The sequence below is a fragment of the Streptomyces sp. SID13031 genome (genome assembly GCF_010548305.1).
GTDB lineage: Bacteria > Actinomycetota > Actinomycetes > Propionibacteriales > Kribbellaceae > Kribbella.
In genome coordinates this window covers 891,751-915,420 of sequence record NZ_JAAGLV010000001.1, presented here as the reverse complement: position 1 = coordinate 915,420, position 23,670 = coordinate 891,751, and the positions used below count along the sequence as shown (strand labels likewise).

The following is a 23,670-nucleotide window of genomic DNA, read 5'->3' as shown; positions in this document are numbered from 1 at the left end:
AAACTCGTATGCCCAGGCGCGCGGCTCCAGCCGACACCGGTCGGCAGACCGTTCCCCGGTGGTCATCCACCTCAACGCCAGTCGCGGTCCGTGGAGAAGTTTACTGCCCGCCGAAGAAGCTCCTGCACTGCTCCAGCCCCTCGACCTGTACGGCGTGACCTTGCCAATCGGCGCGCGTGAGCCGCAGCCGGTCCGAGATCACCGGCTCGCCATGCAGCACGTCGCGCGAGATGCCGTCCGGCCGGTAACCGAGCTTGCGGGAGACCGCCTGGGATCCGTGGTTGTCCTGGAAGACCTCCGACAAGGCCGCCTCCGCGCCGAGTTCCGCGAAGGCGAGGTGCAGCAGCGCCGTCCGGGCCTCGGTCCCGTACCCCTGCCCGTGGTGGGCCAGGCCGAGCCACGACGAGGTCCGTACCTCCCGAAGTACCGCGAATTGGCGCGCTCCCAGGTAGACCTGCCCGACCGGGATCTCGTCACGGAAGACGGCTAGACCCAGCGACCAGTCGTCCGGCGCCCAGCTGCCCCGGCTCGCCCAATGCTGCTGCATCACCCATAGTGCGCGCTCAGCCGGCGCGAGATCCGTCCAGGGCGTGAGGAACGGGCGCTCGCCGGGCAGATGGACGCCGCTCGCGGCGAGGTCGGCCACGAGTGCCAGCTCCTCCTCGGTCGGTTGCCGGAGGACGAGACGGTCGGTGGTGAGGCAGAGCCGGCGCAGTGGCCAGTGGTCAGTCAGCACGTGGCAATACTCGGGCCGCCGCCAGACCTCGGGCAACTGGTTTGCGGGGTTAGAGAAGGCCTGCGTGGTCGAGCGCCACATAGGCGGCGTCGGTGCCGGTCATCGCTCCCGGGGTGCGCAGCTCGGTCCGGAACTCGGCGGGCGTGAGCTCGACCGGTACGCAGTCCTCGAAGTCGTCGAGGGATTGTTTGCCGTCCGGGCGGCAGCCGCGCGCAATCGCGACGTACTTGCGGTAAACCGAGGAGGAACCGGACCACATCCAGCCCACCACCTCGATCGATTCGCAGGTGTAGCCGGTCTCTTCCTCCAGCTCACGCCGGCCGGCATCCACCGGATCCTCGCCCGGGTCGATCAACCCGCCGGGCAGGTTCGTGACCACTTGGTCGGGGCCGGCCCGGAACATCCGCACGGTGACGATCCGCCCGTCCGGCGTCAGCGGGAGCACCGCGACGCCACCCATCACTCCCGCGCTGAGCGCCGGACCGAAGACGTCCCAGTCGGCTTCCCGGCCGTCGGCTAACCTGTACCGGCGCCTGCGTACGGTCAGAAACCCGTCGTACCCAGGCTCCTCCCCCAGCAACACCCACGGCTCGGGGTCGCCTGGACGTACGCCGTCCGCCCCCGGCGTGGAGCCTGGGGCGGACGGCGAAGAGTCCGTCACAGCGGGCGGTCGGTATCCGGGTCTGCCGGCGGGGCGATCGGAGCGTCGTCGGCGGGCGGCGCCACCGGGGCGTCGTCCCTCTTGTCGCTCGCCGTCTTGCTCTCGTAGCTGCCGCCGTTGACCGTCTCGGCCGACTCGGCGTGCGCGACCGGCTCCACCGGGGACGTGTCCGGACGGGACTCGGCCAGGATCCGGGCCAGCGTCTCGTCGTTGATCCGCTTGAACTTGCGCACCTGGGTGCGGCTCCGGTCGAGGATGGCGACCTCGATCTGGTCCGGCTCGAGCTGCCGCACGTCGGTGCCCTCGTGGCCGAGCGCATCCACCGCGAGGCGTAGTGCCCCCGCCAGTGAGATGCCCTCGGAGTAGTGCTCACCGACGTACTCCGCGACCTGCTCGGCCGGGCCACCCATCACGGCGTAACCGCGGACGTCCGCGATCGAGCCGTCGTAGGTGAGCCGGTAGATCGTGTCCTCGGCCGCGGTCGCGCCGACCTCGGCGACCAGGATCTCCACCTCGAGCGGCTTCTCACCTCCGGAGGAGAAGATCGCGCCGAGCGTCTGGGCATAGGCGTTGGCCAGGGCCCGTCCGGTCACGTCGCGGCGGTCGTAGGAGTACCCGCGCATGTCGGCCAGCCGCACGCCGGCGATCCGCAGGTTCTCGAACTCGTTGTACCGGCCGACGGCGGCGAAGGCCAGTCGGTCGTAGATCTCGGCCACCTTGTGCAGCGCCGGGGATCGGTTCTCGGCCACGAACAAGATGCCATCGGCGTACTGCAGCGCGATCGCACTGCGGCCCTTGGCGATGCCCTTGCGCGCGAAGTCGGCCCGGTCCCGCATCAACTGTTCGGGCGAGACGTAGAACGGCGTACTCATCTAGGGGTCGTCCTCTATCAGTCGATGGTGGTCAGGTGATGGGCGCGGCCGGGCCGTCCGGGCGCTCTTGCCGGGCCGCCATGACCGTGTCGACGAGCCCGCCGACCTCTTCGGCCGGCAGCCGCCGGTAGCCGTCGGCGGTGACCACGCCGATCACCGGGAAGATCCGCCGCAGCATGTCCGGACCACCCGTCGCCGAGTCGTCGTCGGCCGCGTCGACGAGGGCCTGGATGGCCACCGTCACGATCTCGGTCTCGGACAGATCTTCGCGGTAGAGCTTCTTCAGCGCGCCCCGCGCGAACAGCGAGCCCGAGCCGACGCTGTGGAAAGCGCGCTCCTCGTACCGGCCGCCGGTCGGGTCGTAGGAGAAGATCCGGCCGCCCTTGATGTCGGGGTCGTAGCCCGCGAACAGCGGAACCACGGTCAGGCCCTGCATCGCCATCGGCAGGTTGCCGCGGATCAGCGCGGTCAGCCGGCTGGCCTTGCCGTCGAGGCTGAGCGTGGTGCCCTCGAGCTTCTCGTAGTGCTCCAGCTCGACCTGGAACAGCCGCACCATCTCGATCCCGAGGCCCGCCGTCCCGGCGAACGCGACGCACGAGTACTCGTCGGCCGGGAAGACCTTCTCGATATCGCGCTGGGCGATGATGTTGCCCATCGTGGCGCGCCGGTCGCCGGCCATCACGACGCCACCGGGGAAGGTGGCGGCGACGATCGTCGTACCGTGCGGGACGTCCTTGCCGAAATCACCCGTCCCCAGGTCGCGCCGTCCGGGCAACAGGTCGGGCGCGTGCCCGGCCAGGAAGTCCATGAAGGACGAGCCACCTGGGGTCAGGAAGGCTTCCGGCAACCGGCCGGAGGCATCGAATGTCATCTAGCGGTTCACTCCCCACCCTTTTGCACGAAGCCGCGGACGAACTCTTCCGCGTTCTCCTCGAGCACCTCGTCGATCTCGTCGAGGATCGAGTCCACATCGTCGTCGAGCCGTTCCTTGCGCTCGGCCACGTCCTCGCCGGACTTGACCTCGGTGACCTCTTCCTCGGTCGACGAGCGCTTCGGCTGCTTGTGCTGCTGTCCGCCGTCTTTCGCCATGGCACACACCTCCTAGAACAGCCGTCTGCGACGGCCACCCAACCGGCTCTCGCAGTGTTTTTCTTCTACGGCAGACCCTACCCGGCGGCACCCCCAGTGATGGTGCGAACCAGGTCACTCGCGGTGTCGCATTGGTCCAGTAACGCTCCGACGTGCGCTTTCGTGCCACGCAACGGGTCGAGGGTCGGGATCCGTTGAAGCGATTCACGCCCCGGCAGGTCGAAGATCACCGAATCCCAGGACGCGGCGGCGACCTGACCGGCGTACTGCTGCATGCAGCGGCCGCGGAAGTACGCGCGGGTGTCGGTCGGCGGGTGCGAGACGGCCATCCGGATCTCCTCGTCGGTGACGAGACGCTGCATCCGGCCGGACTTCACCAGCTTGTAGTACAGCCCCTTGTCCGGGCGGAGATCGGCGTACTGCAGGTCGACCAGGTGCAGCTTCGAGTCGTCCCACTCCAGCCCGTCGCGGTCGCGGTAGGACTGCAGCAGCTTGTACTTCGCCACCCAGTCGAGCTGGTCGGACAGCTGCATCGGGTCCGTCGCGAGCTGGTCGAGAACGCTTTCCCAGCGTTGCAGGACATCCTTGGTCTGCCGGTCGGCGTCGTCGCCGTACTTGTCCTCGACGTACTTGCGGGCCTGCTCCAGATACTCCACCTGGAGCTGGACGGCGGTGATCTTGCGGCCGTCCTTGAGCGTCATCAGGTGCGTACAGGTCGGGTCGTGGCTGATCTCGTGCAGCGCGCTGACCGGGCGGTCGACGGACAGGTCGGCGGTCAGCCAGCCGTCCTCGATCATCGCCAGCACCAGCGACGTGGTGCCGACCTTCAGGTACGTCGAGATCTCGGACAGGTTCGCGTCGCCGATGATCACGTGCAGCCGGCGGTACCGGTCGGGGTTGGCGTGCGGCTCGTCGCGGGTGTTGATGATCGGCCGCTTCAGCGTCGTCTCCAGGCCGACCTCGACCTCGAAGTAGTCGGCCCGCTGGCTGATCTGGAAGCCGTTGGTGCTGCCGTCCTGGCCGATCCCGACCCGGCCGGCGCCGGTGACCACCTGGCGGCTGACGAAGAACGGCGTCAGGTGCCGCACGATCGACGCGAACGGCGTGGACCGGCGCATCAGGTAGTTCTCGTGCGACCCGTACGACGCGCCCTTGTTGTCGGTGTTGTTCTTGTACAGGTTCAGCGGCGGCGCACCGGGGATCTGCCGGGCCTGCCGCGCGCCCTCCATGATCACCAGCTCGCCGGCCTTGTCCCAGACCACCACGTCGCGCGGGTTGGTGCACTCGGGCGCGGAGTACTCCGGGTGGGCGTGGTCGACGTACAGCCGGGCGCCGTTGGTGAGGATGACGTTCGCCAGCCCGGTCTCCTCGTCGGTGAGCTGGCTGGAGTCGGCCACCTCCCGGCTCAGGTCGAAGCCACGCGCGTCCCGCAGCGGGTGCTCCTCGTCGAAGTCCCACCGGGTTTTGCGCGCCAGGGGCTGCGTCTGGGCATAGCCGTTCACCACCTGGCTCGAAGTCAGCATCGGGTTGGCCCCGGGCTGGCCAGGAACCGAGATGCCGAACTCGGTCTCGGTCCCCATGATCCGCCGAACACTCATGCTCACGAGCCTACGCGGTCGAACCGACCAAAGCGGGTGTTCGTCTCGATCCCGGCGTCACCGCGGTCCGTGCGCCGCCGCCGCGAGCAGTACGCCGAGCGCCTGCTGGGACTGCCTGAGCCGCTCGATCTCCTCGGCGACCCGGGCCTGCTCGGCGGCCAGTCCGTCGACCATGCCCGGGCATCCGGACAGCACCGGCCGCTCCGGATCGCCGTGCACACAGTCGATCAGGCGGACGATCATCGTCGTCGGCAGTCCGGCTGCGAGCAGGTTGCGGATGTGTCCGACGACGGCCGGTGCGCGCTCGCAGTACTCGCGGTAGCCGTTGGTCTGACGCTTGGGCTCGAGCAGGCCCTGCTGCTCGTAGTACCGGAGCAGCCTTCTGCTCACACCGGTTCGGGTCGACAACTCTCCGATCAGCAAATGCTCGCTCCTCACGTTCTTGACCTTCACACCGATGTCACGGCCTACGGTTCCGACCACCAATAACAACACCTCAGGAGGAGCAGACATGCCGGGAGTTGTGGTGATCGGGGCCGGGCCCGGGATCGGGCAGGCGGTGGGACACAGGTTCGAGCGGGAGGGGCTACCGGTCGCGTTGATCGCGCGGCGGCGTCCGGAGGCTGCAGGAGCTGCGCTGACGCTGGCTGCGGACAGTACGGACGAGTTGGCGCTGCGGGCCGCCCTGGACCAGGTCGTTGCCGAGTTGGGGACGCCAGATGTCGTCGTCTACAACGCTGCGAAGATCGCGGCCGACCGGATCGGTGAGCTGTCTTTGCGCGAGCAGCTGGATGCCTGGGCGGTGAACGTCGGCGGTGCGATCACCGCGGCCGGCCAACTCGCTCCAGCGATGGTCGCGAACGGTGGTGGCTCCTTCCTGATCACCGGTGGGATGCCGGAGACCAAGCCGGACTACGTGAGCCTCTCGCTCGGCAAGGCCGGTGTCAGGGCGCTGGTGGGCCTGCTGGACCAGACGTACGGCGCAGACGGTCTGCACGCCGCCACAGTGACTGTCTACGGCGCCGTCGCGCCCGGTACTGCGTTCGACCCGGACGCCATCGCCGAGCAGTACTGGGCTCTGCACCAGCAGCTGCGGGCCGACTGGAAACAGGAGGTGCACTACACCGGCGTCGTGTGAGACTGCGGACATGGAAGAGCTGGTGGCACTGGTCGATGAAGACGGAGCGGTCTGCGGGTCAGCACCACGCTCCGTGATGCGGCGCGACAACCTGCGCCACGGCGCTACCGGCGTACTGGTCCGGAACAGTGCCGGTGAGATCTACGTGCACCGCAGGACGCCCACCAAGGACGTCTACCCGCATCGCTACGACTTCGCCGCCGGTGGTGTCGTCTCCGCCGGTGAGGACCCGTACGACGCGGTCGTGCGCGAGCTGGATGAGGAGCTGGGCATCACCGGTGTCGAGCTGACCCGGCTGCCGGAGGGCGACTACGCCGACGAGCACACCACCTACCGTGCCTACCTCTACACCTGCGTCTGGGACGGCCCGGTGAAGCACCAGCCGGAGGAGGTCGAGTGGGGCGCCTGGATGTCCCCGTCCGACCTGGTCGCCAAGTTCGACGAGTGGCCCTTCATGCCCGACACCGTCGCCCTCCTCGGCCCACTGGTCCGGGCCTACACCCAGTGACGATCACCGACAACGGCTGGGACAGCCACGCCTGGCTGGACGGCGACTGGCTCAACCGCGAGCCCCGCCGCGAGGAGGTCCGCCCGCGACTACTCGCCGAGACCCGCCTCATGCCTTGGCTGGCCCCGCAACTGCCAGTACCGGTACCAGTGCCCGAGCCGACCGAGTACGGCGTACGCCACCGAGTCCTGATCGGTGAGCCACTCGAAGTCGGCAGTACTGCGCTCGGCCGCGAGCTCGGCGAGTTCCTACGAGCTCTCCACGCCGTAGACGCAGCCGAGGCGGTAGCGCGTGGCGCTGTTGACGCAGAGACGGCCGCAGCGGACAACTCGCTATTCCTCGACGAGTGCCGGGCCCAGGTCATCCCCCTGCTGCCAGAGGGCTTGCGCCGGACCGCTATCGAACTCCTCGCGCGCGTAGCCAGCACCCGTACGGCGCTGGTCCACGCCGACCTCGGCTCCGAGCACGTACTAGTCCGGGACGGCCGCATCGGCGGCGTGATCGACTGGACCGACGCGGAGATCGGCGACCCCGCCCTCGACCTCTCCTGGCTGCTCAACGACGCTCCGGCCGGGATCGTGACCGGCCTGGCCGAGACCTACGAAATCACGCCGGTACTGCGGCAGCGGGCGCTCGACTGGCACCGGCTAGCACCCTGGTACAGAGTGCACCGCGGGCTCCTGATCAACCTGCCGGCGGACGTGGAGAGCGGTCTCGCGGAGATCTCGGACCGGCTGTAATCAAACAACGGATGCAACCATCGGCAGGATGGCCGGTCACTACCCGGTGTGAAGATCATCCTGACCGACGAGACGGAGCCCGCCATGGCCACCGGATCCGCAGGCCCCGGGAGCTCGCCTGGCCCTGACCCGGGCCCGGACCACGAGGTCTGGGAGCGGCTGCGGCAAGGTGACCAGCTGGCGCTGGGCGAGCTGTTCGATCGCTATGCGAACGACGTGCACGCGTTCGCGTTCCGGCGGACCGCCTCCTGGAACACCGCCGAGGACGTCGTGCAGACGACGTTCCTGAGCACCTGGCGACGCTTCCAGCGCAACCCACCCGGCCCGCTGACCGGCACAATCGCCGTGACGAACGGCAAGCACGAGAGCCTGCCGCCGATCGCTGGCTCCACACCCACCTTCACCGTTGGTAACACACAACCTCCTCTCCCGCTGCTGAAGGACATCGATCTCGGCCGTGTCTCCCCCGCTGAGCAGACGGAGGGGCTGTCCGACTGCGCTGTGACCGGGCAGCCCGAGGTGCTGTGGTCACGCAAGGTCAAGGGTCCGGATCCGGCGGACAAGAGTGTGGTCCTGCTGCTGAAGGGGCCTGCAGGGCCTGACGCGAGGTTCAGCAAGGGTGTGGCCGTCTGCGTGACGACCAACCTGACCGCCCCTGTCTGGGACGCCACCTGGGCGAAGTCACCCACCCGTGCCCAAGGCGTAATCATGCTGGCCGGCAACCCGTTCGCTGCGGCCAAGAACGACAAGTACGCCTCGGTCCAGAACTGGGGCTTCTACCGCGTCCGGCCCGAGATCGCCCGCGTGCAGTCGCGGATGGTCTGGAAGGGTGGCAGCGGCCCCTGGACCACCGGTGTCGTCGCCGGCGGGTTCGCCTACGTCGACAGTCGCGCCAACGAGGTGATGATCCTGACCGTCGATTACAAGCTGCAGGTCCGCGCCTTCGACAAGCAGGGCCGTCCGGTGCCGGTCAAAAACTAGTTCCGGCCGATGAAGCGGGAGATCGAGCGGGCCAGGTTGATGCCGACCAGGCCGCCCCAGCAGATGAAGATGACGGCGGCACCTTCCTGAGCCGCAGCGATTGCCGTGATCGGGATGCCCGCGGTGACCGAGACGATCGCTAGGGCGAGCCCACCCGGGTCGCCCTCGCGACTCGGCTTCGGAGCCTGTACCGGCGGCGTGGCCAGGTGCTGGGCCGTGTGCGCGTCGAGCTTCGCCAGGAACCCCTCGATCACCTCGAACTCGTACTCCGGCCCCAGCTCCTGCCGCGCCGCCACCGCAGCGCGCAGGTCCTTGCGAATCTCGTCCGTCGCCATACCAGCAAGGTACGGCGGCGACGGGTCCTCGGCTATCGGGGAAACCCCCGACCCACCCCTCTGCCACAGCAAGCCAAGGTCAGCCCCGGCGGTGCGGTACGGGGACGTCGAGCCGCGACCACTCGCTCACAGCTGTATCGAAGCCGTCCGAGATGATCACCTGGATCAAGGCCGGCCCTGACAGCAGAGGCGCCACCGGCACGGTCGCTTCGCCCGCATCGAGTGCACCAGCGAGTACCTGCCAGCTCTCCCCCTCGTCGGCCGACCAGCGCAGCAACCGGAGCGGCCTGTCGACGTACACCTCCTCCTGCCAGGTCAGGCGGACCCAGTCGCCCTCGACAGAGCCCTGCATGCCCTCTACGCGCGGCGGAGCACCGGCAGGCTCGCGGATCCAGGTCTCCTCCTCATCGCGCACGATGCGCAGGGTCGTGCCCCGCGGCGGCTCCGGGATCACCGCACAGATCACCCCGGACGTCACCGGGCCGCCAGCCGCGCAGCCTCCGCCACAGCCGCCAGTCCCGTCGCCGCAGACCGCCGTCTCGATCACCTGCACCGGCGCCGTCGCAACGATCCGCCCCACGTCGTCGATCAGATCCAACCGCGTCCCGGGGAGATTCGTGCCGCACTGCGCAGCTGCGGTCTCGAGAGTGAGGACGTGCTCAACCTCGATCTGCCCGTCGACCAGCCGCCCGAAGACCATCAACGTCAGGACCGACTGCAGCATCCTGATACCCCCTGTAGAACCTCCCCCAGGCCCTTCCCCTTGTCGCCTACGGAAACATGAGCGGGCGGCCAAAGCAACAGCCGCCCCCGTCCGGGAAATCCGGACCGGGGCGGCTGTCGTGGAGCTGGTTACAGGTACTGACCGGTGTTCGTGGCCGTGTCGATCGACCGGCCCGGCTCGGTGCCCTGCTTACCGGAGATGAGCGTACGGATGTAGACGATCCGCTCGCCCTTCTTGCCGGAGATGCGGGCCCAGTCGTCCGGGTTGGTCGTGTTCGGCAGGTCCTCGTTCTCCTTGAACTCGTCGACGCAGGCCTGCAGCAGGTGTTGCACCCGCAGACCCTTCTGGCCGTCGTCGAGGAAGGCCTTGATCGCCATCTTCTTGGCCCGGTCGACGATGTTCTGGATCATCGCGCCCGAGTTGAAGTCCTTGAAGTACAGGACCTCCTTGTCACCGTTGGCGTAGGTGACCTCGAGGAAGCGGTTCTCGTCGGCCTCGGTGTACATCCGCTCGACCGTGCGCTGGATCATCCCGTTCACGCACTCGCGCCGGTCACCACCGAACTCGCTCACGTCCTCGGGGTGCAACGGCAGACTGGTGGTCAGGTACTTCGAGAAGATGTCGCGGGCGGACTCGGCGTCCGGCCGCTCGATCTTGATCTTCACGTCCAGCCGGCCCGGCCGCAGGATCGCCGGGTCGATCATGTCCTCGCGGTTGGAGGCGCCGATGACGATCACGTTCTCGAGGCCTTCGACGCCGTCGATCTCGCTCAGCAACTGCGGGACGATGGTGTTCTCGACGTCGGAGGAGACACCGGAACCGCGGGTGCGGAACAGCGAGTCCATCTCGTCGAAGAACACGATCACCGGCATGCCCTCGGAAGCCTTCTCCCGGGCGCGCTGGAAGACCAGGCGGATGTGCCGCTCGGTCTCACCCACGTACTTGTTGAGCAGCTCCGGACCCTTGATGTTGAGGAAGAAGGACTTGCCGCCCTCCACCCCGGTCCGCTCGGCGACCTTCTTGGCCAGTGAGTTCGCCACCGCCTTCGCGATCAGCGTCTTGCCACAGCCCGGCGGGCCGTAGAGCAGGACGCCCTTCGGCGGCTTCAGCTCGTGCTCCAGGAACAGGTCCTTGTGCAGGTACGGCATCTCTACCGCGTCCCGGATCTGCTCGATCTGGCCGGCCAGGCCACCGATCTGGGTGTAGTCGATGTCCGGGACCTCTTCGAGCACCAGCTCCTCGACCTCAGACTTCGGGATCTTCTCGTAGACATAGCCGGAGCGGGGCTCCAGCAGCAGCGAGTCGCCGGTCCGCAGCGCGATGTCGAGCAGCGGCGAGGCGAGCCGGACGATGCGTTCCTCGTCGGCCTGCGCGATCACCAGTGCCCGCTCGCCGTCGGCCAGCAGCTCCTTCAGCATCACCACGTCGCCGACGACCTCGAAATCGCAGGCCTCGACGACATTCAGCGCCTCGTTCAGCATCAGTTCCTGGCCGAGCCGTAGCCCGTCCAGGTCGACTGACGGGCTCGCCGCGACGCGGAGCTTGCGGCCCCCGGTGAACACGTCCAGCGTGTCGTCGTCGTTGCGGCCCAGGAAGGTACCGAAACCGGATGGCGGTTGTGCCAGCCGGTCGACCTCCTCCTTCAGGGCGATGATCTTCTCACGGGCCTCGCGCAGTGTGTCCGCCAACCGTTCGTTCTGGGCGGTCACACTCGACAAGGACGCCTGGGTTTCGGACAGTCTGCTCTCGAGCGACCGGCTGTCTGCCGGGTGCTCCAACAACCTCCGCCGCAACGCTGCGACCTCGGCCTCCAGGTAACGGACCTGGTTACGCAGCTCTGCCGCGGTAGGACTCTCGTCTCCAGCCACGATCATCACCTCACCATGTGGGGCTCGACCCTATGGACCTTACCCAGAAAAGCTCACCGAGCAAGCTGAATCCCATCACGTGTCGGTTGCGGATGAATCGGTTGTCACGGGCGTGTCGGAAGGTGTATCGGACTTGCGGGGCCCGGAATAGTCGTCGCCGTATGCACCCGGCGCCGGCCGCCGCTTCTTCCGAGGCGCCTGTACGCCGTGCGCCATCCGCCGCGCGGTGACCAGGAATGCGGTGTGGCCCTGCATCCGGTGGCCAGGCCGGACGGCCAGCCCTTCGACATGCCAGTCCCGCACGAGTGACTCCCAGGCCCGCGGCTCGGTGAACTCGCCATGCGCCCGCAGCGTCTCCACAACGCGGCTCAGCTGGGTCGTGGTGGCGACGTACGCGCAGAACACGCCGCCCGGTACCAGGGCGCCCGCGGCGGCGTCGATGCACTCCCAGGGTGCCAGCATGTCGAGCACGATCCGGTCGACGTCCTCCTCGTCCAGCAACTCGACCAGGTCACCGACCTGCAGCCGCCAGGCCGGGTGCTCCGCGCCGAAGAAGCCGGTCACGTTCTTGCGGGCGACCTCGGCGAAGTCCTCGCGGCGCTCGAACGAGATCACCTGCCCGTGGATCCCGACCGCGCGCAGCAGCGCGGTGGTCAGCGCGCCCGAGCCGGCCCCGGCCTCGACCACCTTCGCGCCCGGGAAGATATCGGCCATCGTCACGATCTGGGCGGTGTCCTTGGGGTAGATCACGGCCGCTCCGCGCGGCATCGAGACCGAGTAGTCGGCCATCAGCGGGCGCAGCGCCAAGTACTCGACGCCGCCCTTGGAGCGGACCACCACCGCGTCGGGGCCGTCGATCAGCTCGTCGTGCTCGATCCCGCCCTTGGTGGTGTGGAAGACCTTCCCCCGCTCCAGGAACACCGAGTGCCGGCGTTGTTTGGAGTCGGACAGGGTGATCCACTCACCGGCCTGCAGCGGCCCGTGGTGCACCCCGGAGAACGAAGCATCAGGAAAATCACGAAGATCAGACATAAGAGGCTCACCCTACTTCGCCACCCCAACGACCTCAGAATGCGACCGATGCCCCGACGCCCACTCCGCAACCAACCCGGCGACCGACGCTCCGCCTGACACGCCGGCCGAGTCGCGGGGAAATGACGGTGAAGTCGGCCGGGTTGCGGGGTCGGGTGGGGGTGAGGAGGGTTGAGTGGGAAACTTTTCGTCGCCAGGTGCAAGTTTGTTTCCACCGAAGCCCTTCCTTGACGGTTTCCGGGCTCGGCTGGCGGGTTGTTCGGCCGCTGGCGACCTGTAGAGCGTCAGCCGCCGACGAACGGCGTTCGCCCAGCTCGACTCACCGCCCGGCGGCCAACTGCCGGCTAGCCGGGCGATCGCGAGAGCCTACGGACCCGGATGGCGGCCAGCCTCACGACGACGGTCATCAATTCATCGTGGTCAGTCTTTGCAGCGGCTCCGGGATAGCTGCGTCCTTCCCTGGTCGCGGCGGTGCGTGTCAAGAGTCGAACTTGTTCGATCCCGAAGGGACGCGCAGCGCTCTTGACGCGCGCCGCCGCGACTAGGACCATTTCGCAGCCCGGCGACCCAATCCACAGCACCCCTGGCACAGCACCCCGGATCCACAGCACCCTTAGCGCGGGCCCCCCAACCAGCCAGCCCAGCCCCAGCCCAATCGGCCAGGATCGGGATCAGCGGTTGCGGAAGGCTTGTTCGATGTCGGCGGTGGCGAGGACTCCGTAGATCTGGCCGTCGGCGTCGAGGACGAGGTACTCCGAGGCGGGGTTCTCGCGGAGGGTGGCGAGGATCTCCTCGCCGGTGTCGTTGACGCCGATGATGTGGCCGGCGCCGATCCTGGTGGCGACCTCGCCAACCGTGGTCCACGGGCGCTGGCTCTGGGCGACCGCGTTGACGGCCGACTCCGAGACGAGCGCGTGGGGCTTGTCGTCGCCGTCGATGACCACGACGGCACCGGCTTGCGCACCGGCCGCGAGTCGTACTGCCTCCGAGATCGGCGTACTGGCGTGTACTGCGATCGCGCGGCGAGCCAGCCCTCGTACCTGCAGGGCAGGCAGCTTGCGCCGAAGCCGGGCCTGCATGAGCGACGCGGTGGACCCCATCCAGAGGAAGAAGCCGACCGCCAGCGCGATGATGAAGTCGATGATCGTGGGCTGGCGGTCGAAGACCTGCTCCAGGATCACCGGCGCCGCGAGGACCGAGATGGCGATCACGCGCCCCGCCCAGGCGGCCGCGATCGTGCCGGTGTGCATGTTGCCGGTCAGCTTCCACACGAAGGCCCGCAGTACCCAGCCGCCGTCCAGCGGCAGGCCCGGCAGCAGGTTGGTGACGCCGACGATCAGGTTGGCTATGGCTAGCTCGAACAGTGCGACGTACCCGACGCCCTCGTCCGCCACGCGGGAGCCGAGGTATGCCAGACCGCCGACCAGCAGCGAAGCCAGCGGGCCGACCACGGAGATGGCGAACTCCTCGAAGGGGGTCTTCCGCTCCCCCTCGATGTGCGTGCCGGCCGCGAAGAACCCGAGGTTGATCTCCGACACGTTGATCCCGAACCGCAGCGCCACCAGCGCGTGCGCCAGCTCGTGGACCAGGATCGACGCGGTGAACGCGACCACGAAGGCGAACGACGCGACGTACCGCCAGGCGCCCAGCTCCGGGAACTGCGCGCCGATGACGCTGGAGAACCCCAGTGCCAGCAGCATCGCCACCGGCAGCCAGGTGAAGCGCATGGTCAGCTTGATTCCCCTGACGCGACCGAGCACCCAGGTACCGGGGGTCGGACCGGCGGGCTGGGCGGGACTCTGAGGATCACGCGGCTCGGACATCGAGGCAACGCTACTGGTCCCGTGGTAACAGCGCGCTACACACCCACCGTAAGCCGCGCGGAGTACCCCGCCTTCACGTCGCCGCTCATCGTCGCCAACTGGTGTACGGCGCCGTCATCGCGGAACACATTGTCGTTCTGCAGCGACGTGTTTGCCATGTTCTGCGCGCTTCCGTCGTACCCCGCGGTGGCATAAACCGCGTTGCACGCCTCGGCCGGCAGGGCCAATTGTGAGGTCGCACTGATCTTCCCGGCCGCCGTGGCCTCGGACAGCGACGAGTAGACCTCGAAGTGGATGTGCGGCCATCTCCCCTGGTACGCCGCGGGGAAGATCGTGGTGAAGGTGACCTTCCCGGTCGCATCGGCAGCCTGGACTCCGCGGCAGTAGTTCTCGCCGCTGATCTCCCCGTCGTAGAGCGAGTAGCGGCCCTCCGCGTCGCAGTGCCAGAGGTAGACGGCGGCACCGGGCAGCGCGGTGTCCTTGGCTGCATCCAGTACTACGAGTTCGACCGTGAGCGGGATGCCTGCGGCGACGCCCGTCGCGCTGCCGAAGCTCTTGGTGAGGTCGCTCCGCACGATGCCCGACTCGGTGAGCACGTTCGGCCCGTTGGACCCATCGCCCGGATAGGGACCGGCCGTCTCCTCGGGGATCTCGTCAACGTCGACGGCCGATGCGGTCGCCGACGGCGTACTGCTCGTTGTACTGGTGGCACTCGGGGATGCACCGCTCGTGGCACCAGATGTGCTCGGAGTTGAGCCGCTCGATGTGCTGTTGCCGGCCGCGCAGCCGGCGACCACGGCCAGGCCTGCTCCGGCGAACAGGCGCAGGACGTTGCGCCGGCGGAGCATGCCCAGGTCGTACTCGAGGCCTCTGTCGTGGTCATGCATCTCGGTCTCCCTCTCCTTGCTGATGGATCCAGAATGCCGATCGGGACCGATGGTTTGCCGAAAGCCTGCTGGGAGTTCGCTGTGAGGCCGTTATCCACAACCCGTGCGCCGAAGGCCCCGACTGTCGGTGGTCTCGCCTAGCCTGGGCGGCATGAGCGTTGCAGCAGCAGTCGACAGGCACGGCCACCCGAACGGAGCGCTGTCTCCGTCCCGGGCGGCGGACTTCATGAGCTGCCCGCTCAAGTACCGGTTCCGGGTGATCGACCGGCTGCCGGAGAAGCCTTCGTCGGCGGCGGTCCGGGGCACAGTGGTGCACGCCGTGCTGGAGCGCCTCTTCGACCTGCCCCGCGGCCAGCGCACCCTCGAGCACGCTGCCGAGATGCTGGAGCCGCAATGGCAGAAACTGCTCGAGGCCGAGCCCGAGGTGGCGGAGCTGTTCGCCGAGGACGCGGACGGCGAAGACCTGGCCAAGTGGCTCGCCGAGGCCCACACGCTGCTGGGCAAGTACTTCACCCTCGAAGACCCGAACCAGCTGGAGCCGGCCGAGCGAGAGCTGTACGTCGAGACCGAGCTGGAGTCAGGCCTCACGCTCAGGGGGTATGTCGACCGTCTCGACGTCGCGCCGACCGGTGAGATCCGGGTGGTCGACTACAAGACCGGCCGGTCGCCGTCGGAGTATTTCGAGGCCAAGGCGCTGTTCCAGATGAAGTTCTACGCACTCGTGCTGTGGCGGCTGCGTGGCGTCGTGCCGGCGATGCTGCAGCTGGTCTACCTCGGCAACGGCGAGATCGTCCGCTATGTGCCTGACGAGGCCGACCTGCTCGCCTGCGAACGCAAGGTGGGCGCGCTCTGGACCGCGATCACCCGCGCCCTGGAGTCAGGCGACTGGCGGCCGAACAAGGGCCCGCTGTGCGACTGGTGCGACCACAAGGCGATCTGTCCCGCCTGGGGCGGGACGCCGCCGCCGCTCCCGAACCGCTCGGTGGAGGAGGTCGCCCAGGAGTCCGCGGGCGTCGACCTGGTCGGAGCGGATGGATGAGCACCCCCGCAGCGCCTCGATCCAGCCTGCCGAACAGCACTTCAGAGCGCCGCTCAGGGCCCGCTAGCATCCGCCTGAGTTTCTGCTCACACCCGGTCGATGCCGGTGACAACCACCGGTCTCGGATACGGTCCGCACTATGAGTCATCCGCATCCCGACCTCGGCCAGCCGCCCCGCCTCCCCGACAACGCACTCCGCGTGGTCGCTCTGGGCGGTCTCGGTGAGATCGGCCGCAACATGACCGTGTTCGAGCACCGCGGCCGGTTGCTGGTCGTCGACTGCGGCGTGCTGTTCCCCGAGGAGCACCAGCCCGGCGTCGACGTGATCCTGCCCGACTTCGGCTGGATCCGGGACCGGCTGGACAAGATCGAGGCGATCGTCCTCACCCACGGTCACGAGGACCACATCGGCGGTGTGCCCTACCTGCTGAAGGAGCGCGCCGACATCCCGGTGGTCGGCTCCCGGCTGACGCTGGCGTTCATCACGTCCAAGCTCAAGGAACACCGGATCACGCCGAAGACGATCGAGGTCAAGGAAGGCGACCGGCGCAAGCTCGGCCCGTTCGACACCGAGTTCTTCGCCGTCAACCACTCGATCCCGGACGGTCTCGCGGTCGCGATCCGGACCAAGGCCGGCACCGTCCTGCACACCGGCGACTTCAAGATGGACCAGTTCCCGCTCGACAAGCGGCTGACCGACCTGCGCGGTTTCGCCAAGCTCGGCGAAGAGGGCGTGGACCTGTTCCTGACCGACTCGACCAACGCCGACGTGCCGGGCTTCACCACCGCCGAGAAGGACCTCGGCCCGGCGATCGACACGGTCTTCCGGACCGCCCCCGGCCGGATCATCGTGTCCAGCTTCGCCAGCCACGTGCACCGGATCCAGCAGGTGCTGGACGCGGCGAAGGCCGGCGGCCGCAAGGTCGCCTTCGTCGGCCGCTCGATGGTGCGCAACATGGGCATCGCCGGCGACCTCGGCTACCTGAAGATCCCCAAGGGCCTGATCGTCGACCTGAAGGAGCTGGAGAAGCTCCCCGACCGCAAGGTCACGCTGATCTGCACCGGTTCGCAGGGCGAGCCGATGGCCGCCCTGGCCCGGATGGCTAACCGCGACCACATGATCCGGATCGGCGAGGGCGACACCGTACTGATGGCCAGCTCGCTGATCCCGGGCAACGAGAACGCCATCTACGGCCTGATCAACGGGCTGATCCGCTGGGGCGCCAACGTCGTGCACAAGGGCAACGCCAAGGTGCACGTCTCCGGGCACGCCAGCGCCGGCGAGCTCGTCTACTGCTACAACCTGGTCAAGCCGCGCAACGTGATGCCGGTGCACGGCGAGTTCCGGCATCTGAAGGCCAACGCGGCGCTCGCGGTCAGCACCGGCGTACCGGCCGATCGCGTGATCATCGCCGAGGACGGTGTCGTCGTCGACCTTGACAACGGCCGCGCGAAGATCACCGGCAAGGTCGAGGCGGGCTACGTCTACGTCGACGCGATGACCGTCGGCGGCGTGACCGAGGCGAATCTGAAGGACCGCCGGGCCCTGGCCGAAGAAGGCGTCGTCACCGTCGTCATGCTCGTCGACGCCAACACGGGTCACCTGGCCGAGCCCCCGGACTTCCTGGCCCGGGGCTTCAAGCACGACGACACCACCTTCAAGGACGTCATCCCGGTCATCGAGGAGACCCTCGCCAAGGCGGCCTCCGAGAGCATCGGCGACGCCAACGCCCTCGAGGAGCTCGTCGGGCGAGCGGTAGGCAACTGGACCTGGCGCCACTGGCGCCGTCGCCCGGTCATCATCCCCGTCGTCATCGACGCCTGACCTTCAGCCCGCACAGCCCGTACAGACCGCACCGCCCCCTCGATCCCAACCGGCCCGAGGGGGCGGACCTGGTGCGGGATAGCGTTCGCGTCGTGACTGGGAAAGCTGTCAAGCAAGCCGTGGCGATCCGGACCGTCGGGGTCGGGAAGAGCTACGGGTCCGGGGACACCCGGGTCGAGGCGCTGGCCGATGTCGGGCTGGAGTTCGGCAAGGGCAGGTTCACGGCGATCATGGGGCCGTCGGGTTCGGGCAAGTCGACGTTGCTGCACTGCCTGGCCGGCCTCGACCGGCCGACAACCGGGCAGGTGATGCTCGGGGACGTCGAGCTCACGCGGCTCGACGAGAAGCGGCTGACCCACTTGCGCCGCGACCGGATCGGCTTCGTGTTCCAGGCGTTCAACCTGGTCCCGACGCTGACGGCGCTGGAGAACATCACGCTCCCGCTCGACCTCGCCAACCGCAAGCCCGACCAGGAGTGGCTCGACCAGGTCATCTCCGCGATCGGCCTGCAGGACCGCCTCAAACACAAGCCTTCCGAGCTCTCCGGCGGCCAGCAGCAGCGCGTCGCCTGCGCCCGCGCGCTCGTCTCCCGCCCCGAGGTCGTGTTCGCCGACGAGCCGACCGGCAACCTCGACTCCCGCTCGTCGGCCGACGTGCTCGACTTCCTGCATCGCTCGGTCCGCGAGTTCGGCCAGACCGTCGTGATGGTGACCCACGACCCGACCGCGGCCTCCTACGCCGATCGCGTGGTCTTCCTCGCCGACGGCCGGCTCCAGTCCGAGCTGCTCGACCCGACCGCGGACTCTGTCCTCGACAAGATGAAGCAGCTCGACACCCAAGCGGCCCACTGATGCTCAAACTCGGCCTCCGGTCGGTGCTCGCGCATTCCCTCCGTTTCGTCCTGTGCACGGTCGCCGTCCTGCTCGGCGTCGCCTTCGTCGGCGGCGCGCTGATCTTCACCGACACCCTGTCGGCCGCCCTCAAGAAGAACTTCGCCGGTAGCCCCGCCGACATCACCGTCACGCCGGTGGCCGGCCTCAAGAACAACCCCGGCCTCTCCAACGCCCGCACGGCAACGCTCTCCTCGGATCTGGCAAGCCAGATCGCACAAGTCCCCGGCGTCGCCGGCACCGACCCGCAGGTCCTCATCCCGGGCGCCCAGGTCCTCGGCACCGACGGCAAGCCGACCGACGCGTTCGGCCTGCCGACGTACGCCGGTGGCTGGCCGCACGACCCGCGGACCGCCACCTTCCAGCTGATCGACGGCAAACCGCCCTGGGGTCAGCAGCAACTCGCCCTCGACCAGCCGACCGCCAAGCGCGAGGGCTACGAGATCGGCGACCAGGTCAAGGTCGTCACCCCGGCCAAGGCGATCACCGCGACCCTCACCGCGGTCACCTCCCCCAACCTCTCCGGCAAGTCGGCAGGCGCCCCGCTGATCACCTTCGACCCGGCGACCGCCCAACTTCTCCTCCTCGGCCGGCCCGGCTGGACCTCGATCACCGTCTCCGTCCAACCCGGCCAGGACGTGCAGGCAGTCAGCCAGGCGATCGCCAAGGTCGTCGGCCAGGACGTCAGCGTCCGGACCGCCGCGCAGGTCTCGGCCGACGGCGAGAACGCGCTCGACAGCAGCTTCGGCGGCTTCAGCGCGATCCTGCTGCTGTTCGCCGGTATCGCGCTGTTCGTAGGCACCTTCCTGATCGTCAACACCTTCTCGATGCTCGTCGCCCAGCGCTCCCGCGAGCTCGCGATGCTCCGCGCGATCGGCGCCTCCCGCGCGCAGGTCACCCGCACAGTCCTGATCGAGGCCCTCATCATCGGCGCGATCGGTTCCACCCTCGGCCTCCTGCTCGGTACAGGTGTCGCGGCCACCCTGCAGTCCGTCTATCAGTCCCTCGACCTGGCAATCCCCGGCTCGAGCCTGCAGATCAGCGCCCCGACAGTGATCGCCTGCTACGTCGTCGGTATCGGCGTCACCCTCTTCGCGGCCTATCCGTCAGCCCGCCGGGCCGGCAAGCTCCCACCCGTCGCGGCGATGCGCGATGACGTCAGCGTCCCCGAACGCTCGCTCCGTCTCCGGCTGGCGGTCGGCGGCTTCCTCCTGCTGATGACCGCCCTGCTCGTCGCAATCGCCTTCACCCTGCAAGGCCTGGCCGCGGCGATCCTCCTCGGCCTGGCCGCCGGCATCGCGCTCCTCGGCGTGGTACTGACCAGCCCCTTGATCAGCCGGTACGCCGTCCGCGGGCTCTTGTCGCCATTCGGCCACAAGGCCCCGATCACCCTCGGCCGACGCAACGCCGAGCGCAATCCCCGCCGGACCGCCGCGACCGCGTCGGCCCTGATGATCTCGCTCGCCCTGGTCAGCGGGCTGGTCGTCATCGCCGCTTCGGCGAAGGCTTCAATCAACCGGAACCTCCAGGATGCGATCGGCACCGCCGAACTGCTGGTCAACGCCGACGAGCCGTTCAGCGGCCAGGTCGGCGACAAGGTCGCCAAGGTCCCCGGGGTCGCCGCCGTACATCGCGTCCGGCAGATGCCCGGCGACATCGCCGGTCACCGGATCACCGTGGCCGGCGTCGACGACGGCACCATCGCCGGGCCGATCACCACCCGCTTCGACTCCGGTTCGGCGGACGGCCTGAAGGACGGCAAGGCGGTGATCCCCCGCAACCTGGCCAAACAGCTCGACCTGGTCGTCGGGAAATCGTTCGAGCTGACCACGACGACCGGCAAGCAGACGCTCCGGGTGACCGGCATCATCGCCCCGAACCGCCAGCTCAACGCCGTCATCCTGGCCCAGCCCACCTTCACCCAGGCCGGCGGCGGCACGACCGACAGCACCCTGTACGTCGATGTTGCCGACGGCACCGATTTCGGGACGGTCCGGCGGGCCGTCGCGACCCAGTTGACCGACTACCCCGCCGTCCAGGTCCGCGACCAGCAGGCCTTCGCGCAGAGCCAGCGGCAGCCGATCGACATCGTTCTCGGCGTGATCGCGATGCTGCTCACGCTCGCGATCCTGATCGCGGTGCTCGGCATCGTGAACACCCTCGCGCTCGGCGTGATCGAGCGGACCCGGGAGATCGGCCTGCTCCGCGCGATCGGGATGGACGGCCGGCAGTTGCGCCGGATGCTCCAGGTCGAGGCGATCGCGATCGCCCTGCTCGGAGCCCTGCTGGGGTTACTGGTCGGCATCTTGTTCGGCGCGGCCGTCCAGTACGTGATGCGGGACGACGGCCTCAGCGTGCTCGACATCCCGGTGATCCAGTTGCTGATCGCAGTACTGGTGGCCGGCGTGGTCGGCGTACTGGCTGCAGTGTGGCCGTCACGCCGTGCAGCGAAGCTTGACGTGCTGCGGGCGATCGCGGCCGAGTGACGCGTGGCGGTACCGCCGCGAAGGGCAGCCACGACGCGTAATCGCAGGTAGCCTGCCGGTGTGCCGGGCAGCGTGCAGTCGATCGAACGTGCTGCGGCCGTGCTGCGACTACTCGCCGCCGCCCCGAACGGGCTGGGCGTCGCCGATCTCGGCAATGCGCTCGGGCTGGCCAAGGCGACCGTGCACGGCATTCTCAAGACGCTGCACCAGGTCGGCTTCGTGGAGCAGGACCACAGCGGCGCGCACTACCGGCTCAGTGACGCGTTCGGCCGGCTCGGCGAGACCTACCTCGATCCGAACGAGTTGCGCAGCCGGGCGATCAACTGGGCCGACTCATTGGCCTCCCGTAGCGGCGAGGTCGTCCGCGTCGGCCGCCTGGTCGAGGGCAAGGTGGTCGTCGTGCACCACGTCTTCCGCCCCGACGACAGCGAACAGGACCTGGACGTCGGTACTACGTTGCCGCCGCACGCGTGCGCTCTCGGCAAGGCGGTGCTCGCGTTCGATGCCAGCGGAGCCGCCCGGCCCGGCAAGCTCGACGCTTACACGACGCGGACGATCGTCGAACCGGCCCGGCTTGCCGAGGAGCTGACCGCGGTACGGGCGAAGGGGTGGGCCGGGGAGTTCGAGGAGCACACCGTCGAGCTGGCCGGGATCGCCGCGCCCATCCGCGGGTTGGGCGGACTCGTCGTCGGTGCGGTCGGCCTCACCGGCCGGATCGAACGCATCTGCGACAGCCGCCTGCGTCATCGCACCGACCTCATCACGATGGTCCGCGCCACCGCCGAAGCCATCGGCCGCGACCTCCGCGAGGACAGATGACCTCCGCTTCGTCGACCATCACGCGCGCCGAGCGGGCCTTCTCCCCCATCACTCCGCCAGCCGACGCGAGGGGACTCTGATGGCCGAGCAATACGTGGCGGCGGTCGACCAGGGCACCAACTCGACGCGCTGCATCCTGTTCGACCGGCGGGGCCGGTTGGTGTCCGTGGCGCAGCGGGAGCACAAGCAGCACTTTCCGAAGCCGGGCTGGGTCGAGCACGACGCGGCGGAGATCTGGCGCAACGTCACCCGGGTGGTACCGGCCGCGATCCGGCAGATCGGCGCCGAGCCGTCCCAGATCGTTGCCATCGGCATCACCAACCAGCGGGAGACCAGCCTGCTCTGGGATCGCCGGACCGGCGAGCCGATCGGTCATGCCGTCGTCTGGCAGGACACCCGCACCGACCGCCTCGTCACCGAACTGGCCGGCGACGAAGGCCCGGATCGCTTCGCCGACCTCTGCGGCCTGCCGCTGACGACGTACTTCTCCGCGCCCCGACTGCGCTGGATGCTCGACCACACCCCCGGCCTGCGCGCCCGCGCCAACCGGGGCGAGGTGCTGTTCGGCACGATGGAGAGCTGGCTGATCTGGAAATTCACCGGCGGCCCGGAGGGCGGTCTGCACGCCACCGACGTGACGAACGCGAGCCGGACGATGCTGATGAACATCGAGACGCTCCAGTGGGACGACCAGTTGCTGGCCGCGTTCGACGTACCACGAACCGTGCTGCCGGAGATCCGCCCGTCCTCGGGGGTCTTCGCCACCGCGACCGAGGTGCTCCCCGGAGTACGGATCGGTGCTGCGCTGGGGGATCAGCAGGCCGCGCTGTTCGGCCAGACCTGCTTCAGCGCGGGTGAGGCCAAGTGCACGTATGGGACCGGATCGTTCCTGTTGCTGCACACGGGCAAGGAGATCGTCCGGTCGACCCACGGCATGCTCACCACGGTCGCCTACCAGATCGGGTCGGAGCCGGCGGCGTACGCGCTGGAAGGGTCGATGGCGGTCACCGGCTCGCTGGTGCAGTGGTTCCGCGACGGGCTCGGGCTGATCCACACCGCCGCCGAGATCGAGACGCTCGCCCGGACGGTCGAGGACAACGGCGGCGCCTACATCGTGCCCGCGTTCTCCGGGCTGTTCGCGCCGCACTGGCGCAGCGAGGCGCGCGGGGTGATCGCGGGTCTCACCTCGTACATCACCAAAGGCCATCTGGCCCGGGCGGTACTCGAGGCGACCGGCTTCCAGACGCTCGAGGTCGTCGACGCGATGAACGCGGACTCCGGTATCGCGCTCAAGGCGCTCAAGGTCGACGGCGGCATGACGGCGAACAACCTGCTGATGCAGTTCCTCGCCGACCTGCTCGACGTACCGGTGGTCCGGCCGATGGTCACCGAGACGGTGTCACTCGGCGCTGCGTACGCCGCAGGCCTGGCGGTCGGCTACTGGCCCGACCTGGAAGGCCTGCGGAGCAACTGGCACCGGGCCGGTCAGTGGCTCCCCCACATGGACCCCGACCGACGCGCCACGGAGTACGCCAACTGGCAGGCAGCAGTCCAGCGCACCTTCGGCTGGATCCGCCCAGACCAGTGAGCGGCCCCTTCCGGTTCAGGGAAGCCAGCCG

The 23,670-nt window shown here is 68.6% G+C and carries 23 protein-coding genes and 1 riboswitch; of the genes, 10 read left to right on the top strand and 13 right to left on the bottom strand.

Features of this window, described 5'->3' with window-relative positions; translation table 11 throughout:
• Window positions 1-3: 3 nt before the first annotated feature.
• Window positions 4-95, bottom strand: a riboswitch (ZMP/ZTP riboswitch).
• Between the two features lie 5 nt (window positions 96-100).
• From G3I17_RS03935 to G3I17_RS03905, 7 genes are all read right to left on the bottom strand, one after another.
• On the bottom strand, window positions 101-736 hold the full coding sequence (locus G3I17_RS03935; RefSeq protein ID WP_164594001.1) for a GNAT family protein: 636 nt from the start codon (window positions 734-736) through the stop codon (window positions 101-103).
• Window positions 737-785: 49 nt separating this feature from the next.
• Window positions 786-1,397 carry an NUDIX hydrolase gene (locus tag G3I17_RS40370; RefSeq protein WP_164593999.1) on the bottom strand — a complete coding sequence of 204 codons (612 nt, stop codon included), beginning with the start codon at window positions 1,395-1,397 and terminating at the stop codon, window positions 786-788.
• Window positions 1,394-2,269 (bottom strand): proteasome subunit alpha, encoded by an 876-nt coding sequence (gene prcA, locus G3I17_RS03925; RefSeq protein ID WP_164593997.1) that lies wholly within the window; start codon window positions 2,267-2,269, stop codon window positions 1,394-1,396. The genes G3I17_RS40370 and prcA overlap by 4 nt, the downstream gene beginning before the upstream one ends.
• 31 nt (window positions 2,270-2,300) lie before the next feature.
• Window positions 2,301-3,140: a proteasome subunit beta gene (gene prcB, locus G3I17_RS03920; protein ID WP_164593995.1), complete on the bottom strand. Its 840-nt coding sequence runs from the start codon at window positions 3,138-3,140 to the stop codon at window positions 2,301-2,303.
• Window positions 3,141-3,148: 8 nt separating this feature from the next.
• Entirely contained in the window at window positions 3,149-3,358 is a 210-nt protein-coding gene (locus G3I17_RS03915; RefSeq protein ID WP_164593993.1) for a ubiquitin-like protein Pup, read from the bottom strand.
• 77 nt (window positions 3,359-3,435) lie between these two features.
• Window positions 3,436-4,956, bottom strand: a complete 1,521-nt coding sequence (gene dop, locus G3I17_RS03910) for a depupylase/deamidase Dop (RefSeq protein ID WP_164593991.1) — start codon at window positions 4,954-4,956, stop codon at window positions 3,436-3,438.
• A gap of 57 nt (window positions 4,957-5,013) precedes the next feature.
• Window positions 5,014-5,394 carry a MerR family transcriptional regulator gene (locus tag G3I17_RS03905; RefSeq protein WP_343238192.1) on the bottom strand — a complete coding sequence of 127 codons (381 nt, stop codon included), beginning with the start codon at window positions 5,392-5,394 and terminating at the stop codon, window positions 5,014-5,016.
• 73 nt (window positions 5,395-5,467) lie between these two features.
• Between G3I17_RS03905 and G3I17_RS03900 the strand changes: the two genes are divergently transcribed.
• Genes G3I17_RS03900 through G3I17_RS39660 form a run of 4 tightly spaced genes read left to right on the top strand, consistent with a single transcriptional unit; the run spans window position 5,468 to window position 8,323 of the window.
• A complete protein-coding gene (locus tag G3I17_RS03900; protein ID WP_203589652.1) occupies window positions 5,468-6,094 on the top strand; it encodes an SDR family NAD(P)-dependent oxidoreductase in 627 nt (208 codons plus the stop codon).
• 10 nt (window positions 6,095-6,104) lie between these two features.
• Complete coding sequence (locus tag G3I17_RS03895; RefSeq protein ID WP_164593989.1) at window positions 6,105-6,602, top strand: NUDIX domain-containing protein; 498 nt, start codon at window positions 6,105-6,107, stop codon at window positions 6,600-6,602.
• Window positions 6,599-7,342: an aminoglycoside phosphotransferase family protein gene (locus tag G3I17_RS03890; protein WP_164593985.1), complete on the top strand. Its 744-nt coding sequence runs from the start codon at window positions 6,599-6,601 to the stop codon at window positions 7,340-7,342. The genes G3I17_RS03895 and G3I17_RS03890 overlap by 4 nt, the downstream gene beginning before the upstream one ends.
• Before the next feature lie 48 nt (window positions 7,343-7,390).
• Entirely contained in the window at window positions 7,391-8,323 is a 933-nt protein-coding gene (locus tag G3I17_RS39660) for a sigma factor (protein WP_203589651.1), read from the top strand.
• Here G3I17_RS39660 and G3I17_RS03880 read toward each other — a convergent pair.
• The 6 genes from G3I17_RS03880 to G3I17_RS03855 all read right to left on the bottom strand — a co-directional run bounded on the left by G3I17_RS03880 (window position 8,320) and on the right by G3I17_RS03855 (window position 14,992).
• Complete coding sequence (locus tag G3I17_RS03880) at window positions 8,320-8,658, bottom strand: hypothetical protein (RefSeq protein ID WP_164593983.1); 339 nt, start codon at window positions 8,656-8,658, stop codon at window positions 8,320-8,322. The two genes, G3I17_RS39660 and G3I17_RS03880, sit on opposite strands and share 4 nt — an antisense overlap.
• A gap of 79 nt (window positions 8,659-8,737) precedes the next feature.
• On the bottom strand, window positions 8,738-9,382 hold the full coding sequence (locus G3I17_RS03875) for a hypothetical protein (protein ID WP_164593980.1): 645 nt from the start codon (window positions 9,380-9,382) through the stop codon (window positions 8,738-8,740).
• Between the two features lie 128 nt (window positions 9,383-9,510).
• Window positions 9,511-11,250 (bottom strand): proteasome ATPase, encoded by a 1,740-nt coding sequence (gene arc, locus G3I17_RS03870; RefSeq protein ID WP_343238191.1) that lies wholly within the window; start codon window positions 11,248-11,250, stop codon window positions 9,511-9,513.
• A gap of 75 nt (window positions 11,251-11,325) precedes the next feature.
• Window positions 11,326-12,282 (bottom strand): tRNA (adenine-N1)-methyltransferase, encoded by a 957-nt coding sequence (locus G3I17_RS03865; RefSeq protein WP_164593975.1) that lies wholly within the window; start codon window positions 12,280-12,282, stop codon window positions 11,326-11,328.
• Window positions 12,283-12,953: 671 nt separating this feature from the next.
• Window positions 12,954-14,105, bottom strand: a complete 1,152-nt coding sequence (locus G3I17_RS03860; RefSeq protein ID WP_203589650.1) for a site-2 protease family protein — start codon at window positions 14,103-14,105, stop codon at window positions 12,954-12,956.
• A gap of 35 nt (window positions 14,106-14,140) precedes the next feature.
• On the bottom strand, window positions 14,141-14,992 hold the full coding sequence (locus G3I17_RS03855) for an intradiol ring-cleavage dioxygenase (RefSeq protein WP_164593973.1): 852 nt from the start codon (window positions 14,990-14,992) through the stop codon (window positions 14,141-14,143).
• A gap of 151 nt (window positions 14,993-15,143) precedes the next feature.
• Here G3I17_RS03855 and G3I17_RS03850 point away from each other — a divergent pair, with 151 nt between their 5' ends.
• The 6 genes from G3I17_RS03850 (at window position 15,144) to glpK (ending at window position 23,639) form a co-directional block, all read left to right on the top strand.
• The gene (locus G3I17_RS03850) at window positions 15,144-16,031 is read left to right on the top strand and encodes a PD-(D/E)XK nuclease family protein (RefSeq protein ID WP_164593970.1); all 888 of its coding nucleotides are present in this window, start codon (window positions 15,144-15,146) and stop codon (window positions 16,029-16,031) included.
• 139 nt (window positions 16,032-16,170) lie between these two features.
• On the top strand, window positions 16,171-17,856 hold the full coding sequence (locus G3I17_RS03845) for a ribonuclease J (protein ID WP_164593967.1): 1,686 nt from the start codon (window positions 16,171-16,173) through the stop codon (window positions 17,854-17,856).
• Window positions 17,857-17,948: 92 nt separating this feature from the next.
• Window positions 17,949-18,707, top strand: a complete 759-nt coding sequence (locus G3I17_RS03840; protein ID WP_164593965.1) for an ABC transporter ATP-binding protein — start codon at window positions 17,949-17,951, stop codon at window positions 18,705-18,707.
• Window positions 18,707-21,232, top strand: coding sequence for an FtsX-like permease family protein (locus G3I17_RS03835; protein ID WP_164593963.1), 2,526 nt, complete (start codon window positions 18,707-18,709; stop codon window positions 21,230-21,232). Before G3I17_RS03840 ends, G3I17_RS03835 begins: the two co-directional genes overlap by 1 nt.
• A gap of 60 nt (window positions 21,233-21,292) precedes the next feature.
• Window positions 21,293-22,051 carry an IclR family transcriptional regulator gene (locus G3I17_RS03830; RefSeq protein WP_164593961.1) on the top strand — a complete coding sequence of 253 codons (759 nt, stop codon included), beginning with the start codon at window positions 21,293-21,295 and terminating at the stop codon, window positions 22,049-22,051.
• A gap of 79 nt (window positions 22,052-22,130) precedes the next feature.
• Window positions 22,131-23,639: a glycerol kinase GlpK gene (gene glpK, locus G3I17_RS03825; RefSeq protein WP_164593958.1), complete on the top strand. Its 1,509-nt coding sequence runs from the start codon at window positions 22,131-22,133 to the stop codon at window positions 23,637-23,639.
• Window positions 23,640-23,670 lie beyond the last annotated feature (31 nt).

Excerpts from the sequence above, each read along its gene's own strand:
- G3I17_RS03835 (WP_164593963.1), top strand. The coding sequence starts at position 18,707 with ATGCTCAAACTCGGCCTCCGGTCGGTGCTCGCGCATTCCCTCCGTTTC.
- G3I17_RS03880 (WP_164593983.1), bottom strand. The coding sequence starts at position 8,658 with ATGGCGACGGACGAGATTCGCAAGGACCTGCGCGCTGCGGTGGCGGCG.
- prcA (WP_164593997.1), bottom strand. The coding sequence starts at position 2,269 with ATGAGTACGCCGTTCTACGTCTCGCCCGAACAGTTGATGCGGGACCGG.
- G3I17_RS03845 (WP_164593967.1), top strand. The coding sequence starts at position 16,171 with ATGAGTCATCCGCATCCCGACCTCGGCCAGCCGCCCCGCCTCCCCGAC.
- G3I17_RS03865 (WP_164593975.1), bottom strand. The coding sequence starts at position 12,282 with ATGTCTGATCTTCGTGATTTTCCTGATGCTTCGTTCTCCGGGGTGCAC.
- G3I17_RS03915 (WP_164593993.1), bottom strand. The coding sequence starts at position 3,358 with ATGGCGAAAGACGGCGGACAGCAGCACAAGCAGCCGAAGCGCTCGTCG.
- dop (WP_164593991.1), bottom strand. The coding sequence starts at position 4,956 with ATGAGTGTTCGGCGGATCATGGGGACCGAGACCGAGTTCGGCATCTCG.
- prcB (WP_164593995.1), bottom strand. The coding sequence starts at position 3,140 with ATGACATTCGATGCCTCCGGCCGGTTGCCGGAAGCCTTCCTGACCCCA.
- G3I17_RS03855 (WP_164593973.1), bottom strand. The coding sequence starts at position 14,992 with ATGCATGACCACGACAGAGGCCTCGAGTACGACCTGGGCATGCTCCGC.
- G3I17_RS03900 (WP_203589652.1), top strand. The coding sequence starts at position 5,468 with ATGCCGGGAGTTGTGGTGATCGGGGCCGGGCCCGGGATCGGGCAGGCG.
- G3I17_RS03875 (WP_164593980.1), bottom strand. The coding sequence starts at position 9,382 with ATGCTGCAGTCGGTCCTGACGTTGATGGTCTTCGGGCGGCTGGTCGAC.
- G3I17_RS03895 (WP_164593989.1), top strand. The coding sequence starts at position 6,105 with ATGGAAGAGCTGGTGGCACTGGTCGATGAAGACGGAGCGGTCTGCGGG.
- G3I17_RS03860 (WP_203589650.1), bottom strand. The coding sequence starts at position 14,105 with ATGTCCGAGCCGCGTGATCCTCAGAGTCCCGCCCAGCCCGCCGGTCCG.
- G3I17_RS03850 (WP_164593970.1), top strand. The coding sequence starts at position 15,144 with ATGAGCGTTGCAGCAGCAGTCGACAGGCACGGCCACCCGAACGGAGCG.
- glpK (WP_164593958.1), top strand. The coding sequence starts at position 22,131 with ATGGCCGAGCAATACGTGGCGGCGGTCGACCAGGGCACCAACTCGACG.